The 10,001-nt window shown below is 71.2% G+C and carries 7 protein-coding genes; all 7 read left to right on the top strand.

Annotated features, from left to right (window positions below; genetic code table 11):
* A partial coding sequence (locus ABZS54_RS20075; protein ID WP_355537432.1) for a penicillin-binding protein 2 occupies positions 1-1,799 on the top strand: 1,799 nt, incomplete at its 5' end.
* 108 nt (positions 1,800-1,907) lie between these two features.
* Complete coding sequence (locus ABZS54_RS20070) at positions 1,908-3,581, top strand: UDP-N-acetylmuramoyl-L-alanyl-D-glutamate--2,6-diaminopimelate ligase (RefSeq protein ID WP_355537429.1); 1,674 nt, start codon at positions 1,908-1,910, stop codon at positions 3,579-3,581.
* A complete protein-coding gene (gene murF / locus ABZS54_RS20065; RefSeq protein ID WP_355537426.1) occupies positions 3,578-4,999 on the top strand; it encodes a UDP-N-acetylmuramoyl-tripeptide--D-alanyl-D-alanine ligase in 1,422 nt (473 codons plus the stop codon). The genes ABZS54_RS20070 and murF overlap by 4 nt, the downstream gene beginning before the upstream one ends.
* The gene (mraY, locus tag ABZS54_RS20060; protein ID WP_355537423.1) at positions 4,996-6,054 is read left to right on the top strand and encodes a phospho-N-acetylmuramoyl-pentapeptide-transferase; all 1,059 of its coding nucleotides are present in this window, start codon (positions 4,996-4,998) and stop codon (positions 6,052-6,054) included. The genes murF and mraY overlap by 4 nt, the downstream gene beginning before the upstream one ends.
* A 60-nt stretch (positions 6,055-6,114) precedes the next feature.
* Positions 6,115-7,560, top strand: a complete 1,446-nt coding sequence (murD, locus tag ABZS54_RS20055) for a UDP-N-acetylmuramoyl-L-alanine--D-glutamate ligase (protein WP_355537438.1) — start codon at positions 6,115-6,117, stop codon at positions 7,558-7,560.
* Positions 7,561-7,571: 11 nt separating this feature from the next.
* Positions 7,572-8,891 (top strand): putative lipid II flippase FtsW, encoded by a 1,320-nt coding sequence (ftsW, locus tag ABZS54_RS20050; protein ID WP_355537420.1) that lies wholly within the window; start codon positions 7,572-7,574, stop codon positions 8,889-8,891.
* Between the two features lie 5 nt (positions 8,892-8,896).
* On the top strand, positions 8,897-9,991 hold the full coding sequence (gene murG, locus ABZS54_RS20045) for an undecaprenyldiphospho-muramoylpentapeptide beta-N-acetylglucosaminyltransferase (RefSeq protein WP_355537417.1): 1,095 nt from the start codon (positions 8,897-8,899) through the stop codon (positions 9,989-9,991).
* Positions 9,992-10,001 lie beyond the last annotated feature (10 nt).

Below are 10,001 nucleotides of genomic sequence, written 5' to 3'. Positions count from 1 at the left end.
CTCGGCCCGGCCACCGGCCGCGGACCGCCGCGCGGATGGGCGACCCGCGCAAGCGGCTGCGGATCGGGCTGATCGCGCTCGGCGTGGTGCTGACCCTGTTCGCGGGCCGACTGCTCCAGTTGCAGGCTCTGGACGCGCCCGCGTACGCCGCGCAGGCCGCCGCCAAGCGCACCCAGACCGTCAACGTCCCGGCCGAACGCGGCGCGCTCACCGACGCCTTCGGGGTGAGCCTGGCCAAGTCGGTGGACGCGTACGACGTCACCGCCGATCCCACCCAGGTGCAGAAGTACGACCCGCGCGCCACCGCGCTGGCGCTGGCCCCGCTCGTGAACGGCGACCCGGTGGCCATCGAGGAGAAACTGCGCACGCCCAAGTCGCGTTACGTGGTGCTCGCCGCACAGGTCGAGCCCGCGGTGTGGAACCACATCCGCCAAGTGCAGAAGGACCTGGGCAAGGTGCGCCGCAACGACCTGGTCGGCATCTACTCGACCAAGCACAGCAAGCGGGTCTATCCGGCCGGACCGGTCGGCGCCAACCTGGTCGGCTTCGTCAACGCCACCGGCCACGGCGGCGGCGGCCTGGAGATGACCCTGGACGGCCAACTGGCGGGCAAGGACGGCCGGACCACCCAGGAGATGGTCTACGGCCGCCGGGTGCCCACCTCCGACCTCACCGGCCGAGAGGCGGTGCCCGGGGCCGACGTGCAGTTGACCGTCTCGCGCGACCTGCAGTGGTACGCGGAGCAGTTGATCGCCGCGAAGGTCACCGAGACCAAGTCCGAATCGGGCACCGTGGTGGTCCAGGACGTGCGCACCGGCCAGATCCTGGCGATGGCCACCGCGCCCGGATACGACCCCAACCACATCGGCCCCGGCGACGTGCACAACCTGGGCAACCGGGCCGTCGAGGAGGCCTACGAGCCGGGCAGCACCGGCAAGGTGATGACCATGGCCGCGGTCATCCAGGAGGGCCGGGCCACCCCGGGCACGCACGTGACCGTGCCGAACCGACTCGCCCGGGCCGATCAACTGTTCAAGGACGAGCACGACCACGCCACCCAGCAGCTCACCCTGGCCGGCGTCCTGGCCAAGTCCAGCAACATCGGCACGATCCTGGCCTCGGAACAACTCTCGCCGGACCGCGCCGAGGCCAACGCCAAACTGCACGACTACCTGACCCGGTTCGGCGTCGGACAGCCCTCCGGACTCAAGTTCCCGGGCGAGACGCCCGGCATTCTGGCCCAGCCGCAGAAGTGGAACGGCTCCCAGCAGTACACGATCCCGTTCGGCCAGGGCCTGTCGGTCAACTCGGTCCAGGCCACCTCGGTGTTCCAGACCATCGCCAACGGCGGCGTGCGGATCGAACCGAGCCTGTTCAAGGGCAGCACCGGCCCGGACGGGAAGTTCAAGCCCGCCGCCGCGCCCAAGTCGAACGTGGTGGTCAGCCCGGAGACCGCCCGCCAGGTGAGCGACATGTTGGAGACGGTGGTCGCCGACGAGGGCGGCACCGGCAAGAACGGCCGGATCCCCGGCTACCGGGTCGCGGGCAAGACCGGCACCGCGAACCGGGTCGACCCCAAGACCGGCCGCTACAACGGCTACACGACGTCGTTCATCGGCTTCGCCCCGGCGGACAATCCGCAAGTCGTGGTGTCCGTCACGCTCCAGGCGCCGGGCATCGACGGCGGTGGCGGCAGTCTGTGCGCACCGGTGTTCCAGCAGGTGATGACGTTCGCCCTACAGAGCCGCCGGATCGCTCCGAGCGGAACCGCGCCGCTGGACCTGCCGATCGAGTGGTGACGGGGCCGCGACCGAGGGCGACGGGCCGGAGCGGTCGGCCCGTCGGCGCCGGTCGCGGCACCGGACCGAGGACGAGCCGACCGCCCAAAGCGCGGTAGCCTGCCCGCCGTGCCCAACCGTGATTTGCGCCGCCCAGCCGAGGTGCGCCCCCAACCGCTGACCGGCCTGGCCGGGTTCGTCTGCGCCCCCCTCACCGGGGCCCCGAGCGACCCGGAGGCGACGCTGACGGGCGTCACCCACGACTCGCGGGCCGTGCGCCCGGGGGATCTGTACGCCGGGCTGCCCGGTGAGAACTTCCACGGTGCCGCGTTCGCCGGACAGGCCGCCGCAGCGGGCGCGGTGGGCCTGCTGACCGACCCGGCGGGCGCCGAATTGGCCGCCGACAGCGGCCTGCCGACCCTGGTGGTGGCCGATCCGCGCGGCCGACTGGGTGAGATCGCGGCCTGGGTCTACGGGCGACCCGCGGAGGATCTGGTGATGTTCGGCGTCACCGGGACCAACGGCAAGACCACCACCGCCTACCTGCTCGACGGCGGGCTGCGCGCCGGCGGCGGCACGACCGGGGTGATCGGCACGGTCGAGACCCGGATCGGCGAGGAGGTGGTGCCCAGCGTGCGCACCACCCCCGAGGCCACCGACGTGCAGGCGCTGCTCGCGTCGATGCTGGAGAACGGCGTCACCGCCGCGGTCATGGAGGTCTCCAGCCACGCGCTCGCGCTGGGCCGGGTCGACGGCACCGTGTACGACGTCGCGCTGTTCACCAACCTGTCCCAGGACCACCTGGACTTCCACGGGTCCATGGAGGAGTACTTCCAGGCCAAGGCCGAACTGTTCACCCCACGGCGCTCGCGGATCGGCGTGATCGACGTGGACGACGCCTACGGGCGTCGGCTCGCGAAGATGGCGAGCGTACCGGTGCTGACCGTGTCGGCGACGGGCGCCGCGGATGCCGACTGGCGGGCCGAGAACGTCGACCTCGGCCCGGACGGCAGTCGCTTCACCGTGGTGGGCCCGGACGGGCACAAGGCCGACGCGAGCGTGCGCCTGGCCGGCCCGTTCAACGTGTCCAACGCGCTGCTGGCGATCGTCGCGCTGACCGCGGGCGGCGTGTCGCTCGCGGACGCGGTCGAGGGCGTGGGTCGTACCCCGGGCGTGCCCGGGCGGATGGAGCGGGTGGACGCGGGCCAGTCGTTCCTGGCCCTGGTCGACTTCGCCCACACCCCGGACGCGGTGGAGACGCTGCTCGGGGCGCTGCGCCCGGTGACCGCCGGCACGCTGACCATCGTGCTCGGCGCGGGTGGCGACCGGGACCGGGCCAAGCGCCCGCTGATGGCCGCTGCCGCCGCCCGGCTCGCCGACCGCGTCGTGCTCACCAGCGACAACCCGCGCTCGGAGGATCCGCTGGCGATCCTGGACGAGATGCTCACCGGCATCCCGGGGCCGGCCGACCCGCACGGCACCGTGCTGGTCGAGCCGGATCGGGCCGCGGCGATCCGGCTCGCGGTGGCGCAGGCCGGGCCGCGCGACACGGTCGTGGTCGCGGGCAAGGGACACGAGCAGGGCCAGGAGTTCGCGAACGAGGTCAAACACCCCTTCGACGACCGGGTCGAGCTGCGTCGCGCGATTTCCAGAACCATGCACGGCGGCCCCGCGTCCCCGAAGCAGTCCGACGATGCGAGGATCGTGGCTCCCGCACCATCAACGCACACCCCGACGTCCGAGACCCCGAACCAAGGTGTCCCGGCGACCGGCACCTCGCGTGCCGAGGAGACGAACCAGTGATTTCCACCACTCTTGCCGAGATCGCGGAAGCTCTCGGAGGGCGGCTCGCGGGCGACGCGGACCCGAACGCGCGCATCACCGCCGAGGTGGTCGTGGACTCCCGCAAGGTCGGCCCCGGCTCGCTGTTCGCTGCCGTGCGCGGCGAACACGTCGACGGGCACGACTACGCGCGCGCCGCGATCGAGGCCGGTGCGGTCGCGGTCCTGGCCGACCACGACACCGGTACCCCGGCGATCGTCGTGGACGACGTGGTCCGGGGACTGGGCCGGCTCGCCCGCCTGGTCACCGACCGGCTGACCGACATCACGCTGATCGCGCTGACCGGGTCCTCCGGCAAGACGAGCACCAAGGACCTGCTCGGCCAGGTGCTCGCGCACGCGGGCCCGACGATCGCCCCGAGCGGCAACTTCAACACCGAGATCGGCCTGCCGCTGACCGTTCTCGGCGTGACCGAGGACACCCGATACCTGGTCGCGGAGATGGGCGCGCGCCACATCGGCGACATCGCCTACCTGTGCGAGATCACCCCGCCGCGAATCGGCCTGGTGCTCAACGTCGGCTCGGCGCACATGGGCGAGTTCGGCGGTCGCGAGGGCATCGCCCGGGCCAAGGGCGAACTCGTCGAGGCGCTGCCGGCCGACGGTGTGGCCGTGCTCAACCAGGACGACCCGCTCGTGCGGGCGATGGCCGAACGCACCAAGGCTCGCGTGGTCACCTTCGGCGAGAGCGCCAAGGCGGACGTACGAGCCGAGAACGTGACACTCGACGAGCAGGGCCGCGCCTCCTTCACGTTGTGTGTGCCGGGGGGCAGTGCGCCGGTGATCTTGCGCCTGTACGGTGAGCACCACGTGGCGAACGCTCTCGCGTGTGCCGCCGTGGCACGCGAAGTGGGCATGACCGTCGAGGACATCGCGGCGGCCCTCGGCGCTGCCGGTACGATCTCCCGCTGGCGGATGGAAGTGACCCGCAGGGACGACGGGGTGACCGTCGTGAACGACGCGTACAACGCCAACCCCGAGTCGATGCGAGCCGCGCTCAAGGCCCTCGTCGCGATGGCGGGCGGGAATCGTACGTTCGCGGTGCTGGGCGAGATGCGGGAGTTGGGCGAGGCGTCGCTGACCGAGCACGACGCGATCGGGCGACTCGCGGTACGCCTGAACATCCACCGGCTGGTGGCCGTGGGCGGCAGGGAGGCCGCCTGGATCGACATGGGCGCGAAGAACGAGGGTTCGTGGGGTGAGGAGTCGGTGCTGGTGCCCGACGTAGAGGCGGCCGTCGAACTACTCCGGGGCGAATTGGCCCCGGGCGACGTCGTATTGGTGAAGGCGTCCCGAGGGGCGGCCCTGGAACGGCTCGCGGCCGCGCTGTTGGCGGACGCCGCCGGGGACGACGTGAGCAACGCGGAGGTGCACGGGTGAGGGCCATCCTCATCGCCGGCGGCATCGCCTTGGTGCTGTCGCTGATCGGTACGCCGCTCGCGATCCGGATCCTGGTCAAGCGTGGCTACGGCCAGCTGATCCGGGACGATGGTCCGGCCGGACACCACAGCAAGCGCGGTACGCCCACCATGGGCGGCGCGGTGATCATCCTGGCGGCGCTGGCGGGTTACGGCGGTGCCAAGGCGATCACGTTGGAGACACCGAGCGCGTCCGCGCTGCTGGTGCTGTATCTGATGGCGGGCCTGGGCCTGGTCGGCTTCGTCGACGACTTCATCAAGATCGTCAAGCAGCGCAGCCTGGGTCTGCGGGCCAAGGCCAAGCTGGCCGGACAGTCCTTCGTGGGCATCTCGTTCGCGCTCTTGGCGATCCAATTCAAGGACGCGCGCGGGTTCACCCCGGCGTCCACACACCTGTCCTTCGTGCAGGACACCGCGCTGGACCTGACGCCGGTGTTCTTCGTGATCTGGGCCTACATCCTGATCGCCGGGCACTCCAACGGCGTCAACCTCACCGACGGTCTGGACGGTCTGGCGACCGGCGCCTCGGTGATCGTGTTCGGTGCGTACACCTTCATCGGAGTCTGGCAGTACGGCCAGTCCTGCCTGAACGCGCCCGGCGTGGGCTGCTACGACGTGCGCGATCCGCTGGACCTGGCGATCGTGTCCGCGGCGATGATGGGTTCGTGTTTCGGCTTCCTGTGGTGGAACACGTCACCGGCGAAGATCTTCATGGGCGACACCGGTTCGCTCGCCCTCGGCGGCGCGCTCGCCGGGTTGGCCATCCTGACCCGCACCGAGTTGTTGTCCGCGCTCATCGGCGGCCTGTTCCTGATCATCTCGCTGTCGGTGATCATCCAGGTGGGCTACTTCAAGATGACCGGCAAACGGGTGTTCAAAATGGCGCCGCTCCAGCACCATTTCGAACTCAAGGGGTGGACCGAAGTACTCATCGTGGTTCGGTTCTGGATCATCGCCGGCCTGTGCGCCATTCTCGGGATCGGCATCTTCTACGCGGGCTGGGTTACGGGAACGTAGAGAGACGTGAGTACGAAAGACCTGAGCACCTTCACCCATCACGGTGCGCCGTGGGCCGAGTTGTCGTTCTGCGTCGCGGGCACCGGGGTCACCGGTGCGTCCGCGGCCCGGGCGCTGCACGGCCTCGGCGCACGCGTCGTGGCGATCGACGGCATGGACGACGACAATGCCCGGCGGCGTGCCGAGGAGTTGCGCGCGCTGGGCATCGACGTGCGCCTGGGCGACGACGAGAACCTGCCGGAACGGGTGGACGCGCTGATCGCCTCGCCCGGACTGCGGCCCACCAAACCGCTGTTCGCCGCCGCACGCGCGGCCGGCGTGCCGGTGTGGGGCGACGTGGAGTTGGCCTGGCGGCTGCGTCCGCGGGAGAACCCCGCGCCGTGGCTGGCGATCACCGGCACCAACGGCAAGACCACCACCGTGCGCATGCTCGCCTCGATCCTGGAGGCGTCCGGCAAGCGGGTCGCGGCGGCCGGCAACGTGGGCACGCCCGTGGTGGACGCGGTGCTCGCCCGCGACGGGGACGGCGAACCCGCCTATGACGTGCTCGCGTTGGAGTTGTCCAGCTTCCAACTGCACTGGCTGCCGACCTGGGAGGAAAGCCCCAAGGACGACGCCGGCGCGCCGCGGATGCTGGCCGCGGCGGTGCTCAACATCGCGCCGGACCACCTGGACTGGCACGGCTCGCCGGAGGCGTACGCGGCGGACAAGGGCCGGATCTACGGCGGTTGCCAGATCGCCTGCGTGTACAACCTCGCCGATCCGCAGACCGAGCAGCTCGTGCACGAGGCCGAGGTCGAGGAGGGTTGCCGCGCGGTGGGCTTCGGGCTCGGGCCGCCGGGGCTGTCGAACTTCGGTGTGGTCGACGACCTGCTCGCCGACCGGGCGTTCGTGCCCGACCGGCACAGTACGGCGGCCGAACTGGCCACCGTGGGCGATGTGAACCCGCCCGCACCGCACAACGTGGCGAACGCGCTGGCCGCAGCCGCGCTGGCCCGCGCCTACGGCGTGCCGCCGGTGGCGGTGCGCGATGGGCTGCGCGCGTTCCGGCCGGACGCACACCGGATCGCGCACGTGGCCACGGTGGCCGGCGTCGACTACGTGGACGACTCCAAGGCCACCAACGGGCATGCCGCGGCGGCCTCGCTGGCCGCCTACCGGGACATCGTGTGGATCGCGGGCGGCCTGGCCAAGGGCGCCTCGTTCGACGACCTGGTCTCCGGCGCGAAGAACCGGCTGCGCGCGGTGGTGCTGATGGGCGCCGACCGTGCCGTGATCAAGGACGCGCTCGCGCGACACGCCCCCGATGTCCCCGTGGTCGAGGTCGCCGCGACCGACACTGGGGCCATGGAACTGGTCGTGGGCGAGGCGGCGGCGCTGGCGCGGCCCGGGGACACCGTGCTGCTCGCGCCCGCGTGCGCGTCGATGGACATGTACGTCAACTACGGAAAGCGCGGCGACGCCTTCGCCGACGCGGTCCGCGGACTCGACGCAGCGGCCGGCTGACCGGGCGAGCGATGGCCGCCGGTCCGCAGACTCGCGAGGCACGCCCCACGCCCACCGCCGACAAGCGGCGCACGTGGGGCGGCTCGCGGTTGCCCAAACCGCGCTCCGGCGCGGCGCGCCCGGCCGGATCGGCGCGCCGCGAACTGCGCCGGGCCCTGGACAGCCCGCTCACCGCCTACTACCTGCTGCTCGGCTCGGGTCTGCTGCTGACCGTGCTGGGTCTGGTGATGGTGTTGTCCGCGTCGCAGATCACCTCCCGGACGATCTACGGCTCCTTCGACGAGATCTTCACCAAGCAGTTGATCGCGGTCGCGATGGGCTTCCCGCTGATGTGGATCGCGTCACGTCTGCCGCTGCGCTGGTACCGCCGACTGGCCCATCCGTTCCTGATCGGCTGCGTCGGTGCGCTGTGCCTGGTCCTGGTGCCCGGTCTGGGCATCGAGGTGAACGGCAACCGGAACTGGATCGGCTTCGGCTCGTTCCAGATCCAACCCTCCGAGTTCGCCAAGCTGGGCCTGGTGTTGTGGGGGGCCGACGTGCTCACCCGCAAGCGCCGGCTGCTCGGCCAGTGGCGGCACATGTTCGTCCCACTGCTGCCCGGTGCGCTGGTGATCCTGTTCCTGGTGCTGCTCGGCGGCGACATGGGCACCGCGATGATCATCACCGTGCTGGTGCTCGCGCTGCTGTGGATCGCCGGCGCGCCGGGCCGGTTGTTCGCCATGGCGATCGCCGTGGTGTCCGTGCTGGCCACCGTGCTGATCGTACTCAAGCCGCACCGGGCCGCCCGGTTCGCGGGGTTCCTGGACCCGTTCTCCGACCCCAACGGCAGCACGCTGCAGGCCGCCCAGGGCATCTACTCGCTTGCCACGGGTGGCTGGTTCGGCAGTGGAATCGGGACGAGTTATGGCAAATGGGGTACATTGCCCGAGGCGCACACAGACTTCATCTTCGCCGTCATCGGCGAGGAATTGGGTCTGGTGGGGACGCTGTCCGTACTCACCCTCTTCGCGGCCCTAGGCTATGCAGGTATCCGCGTCGCGAGTCGCACGAAAGACCAGTTCGTACGGCTCGCCGCGGGTGGCGCGACCGCGTGGATCATGGCCCAGGTCATGATCAACGTCGGGGCGGTGCTCGGCCTGCTGCCGATCGCCGGAGTGCCGTTGCCATTGGTGTCCTACGGAGGTTCCGCCCTGCTTCCGACCATGTTCGCCGTGGGCATGCTGTTGTCCTTCGCCCGAGGTGAGCCAAAGGCCGAGGCGGCGCTCGCCGCACGCGGGCCCGGGGCGGTTCGTCGAGCGTTCGCGCGGATCCTGCCGCGCAGGGATGGGTGAATCAGGTGCATGTCGTCCTTGCCGGCGGAGGAACCGCCGGGCACATCGAGCCCGCTCTGGCATTGGCGGACGCGCTGCGCCGCCAGAACCCCAATGTGGGTATCACGGCGCTCGGCACGGCCAAGGGCCTGGAGACCAAGCTCGTTCCCGCTCGCGGCTACGAACTCGCGTTGATCCCGGCCGTGCCGTTGCCGCGCAAGCCCACGCCCGAGCTGATGACCGTCCCCGGTCGACTGCGCGGCACGATCCGCGAGGCCGCGGCGGTCCTGGAGCGGACCAACGCGTCCTGCCTGGTCGGCTTCGGCGGCTACGTCGCGCTGCCGGGCTACCTCGCGGCCAAGCGCCAGGGTGTGCCCACGGTGGTGCACGAGGCGAACGCCCGGCCGGGTCTGGCCAACAAGATCGGTGCCCGCTACACCCGATTCGTCGCGGTGAGCACACCGGACAGCAAGCTGCGCGGGGCCCGCTACATCGGCATCCCGCTGCGCCGCGCGATCGCCACCCTGGACCGCAACGCGTTGCGCGACGAGGCCCGCGCGATGTTCGGCCTGGACCCGATGCGGCCCACGCTGCTCGTGTTCGGCGGCTCGCAGGGCGCCCGGCGGCTGAACGAGACGCTGGCCGCCACCGCCCAGCAGCTGCTCGCCGAGGGCGTCCAGGTGCTGCACGCGGCCGGGCCCAACAACGAACTCAAGATCAGCTCGCCGCCCGGCGGCCCGGCCTACGTCGTGGTGCCCTACCTCGACCGGATGGACCTGGCCTACGCGGCGGCCGACATGGTGCTGTGCCGGGCGGGCGCGATGACCTGCGCCGAGCTGGCCGCGGTCGGCCTGCCCGCGGCCTACGTACCGCTGCCGATCGGCAACGGCGAGCAGCGGCTGAACGCGCAGCCCGTGGTCAAGGCGGGCGGCGGCCTGCTGGTCGACGACGCCGACCTGACCCCGGACTGGATCCGCTCGTCCGTGCTCCCGGTGCTCACCGACGCGCGCAAGCTGCACGACATGGGCAAGGCCGCGGCCGAGTTCGGTCGGCGCGACGCCGACGAGGAACTGGTCCGAATGGTCCACGAGGCGATCGCCGCCGCGCGGTCGCCCCAATAGGCGCAGGCCC

The organism is Embleya sp. NPDC005575 (assembly GCF_040605455.1).
Taxonomy (GTDB): domain Bacteria; phylum Actinomycetota; class Actinomycetes; order Streptomycetales; family Streptomycetaceae; genus Embleya.
Note: the sequence above shows the minus strand (reverse complement) of the source record. Positions and strands in the feature narration are given on the sequence as shown.